Origin of the sequence: Pseudomonas sp. MWU16-30322, from assembly GCF_020515535.1 — a bacterium.
Classification (GTDB): domain Bacteria; phylum Pseudomonadota; class Gammaproteobacteria; order Pseudomonadales; family Pseudomonadaceae; genus Aquipseudomonas; species Aquipseudomonas fluorescens_H.
On the sequence record NZ_JAIWYL010000036.1, the window covers coordinates 1 to 341 of the forward strand.

The 341-nt window shown below is 60.1% G+C and carries 1 protein-coding gene; it reads right to left on the reverse strand.

All coding sequences use genetic code 11. The annotated features are described in order from the left end of the window. Nucleotides 1-341 (reverse strand): immunoglobulin-like domain-containing protein (locus tag LCH64_RS28215; protein WP_226501965.1); only part of this gene is annotated, 341 nt, incomplete at both ends.

The window sequence follows — 341 nt, forward strand, 5'->3', positions numbered from 1 at the left end:
ACGGTGCCAGTGGTTTTGCCCGCGTCGATGGTGATAACAGCACCGTTCGACAGCGTTACGGTCACTGGCGAGCCAGCCGCATTGGTCAGCGTTGCGGTGTAAACGATCGAACCACCTTCGGCCACGGTACCGGTCGCGGTCAGCGACAGGTTGGTGGTGTCGATGGTGTCAGTGACGTTTGTCGAAACAGGCGTCTTGTCGGCAACGAGGTTTTCGTAGTTACCGCCGCTGACGTTGGTGATGGCGTTGGTCAGCGGGGCATGGCCGGTCAGCGCATCGTTCGGCGCAGTGGTGGTCACGGTACCGGTGGTTTTGCCCACTTCGATGGTGATGTTCTGACC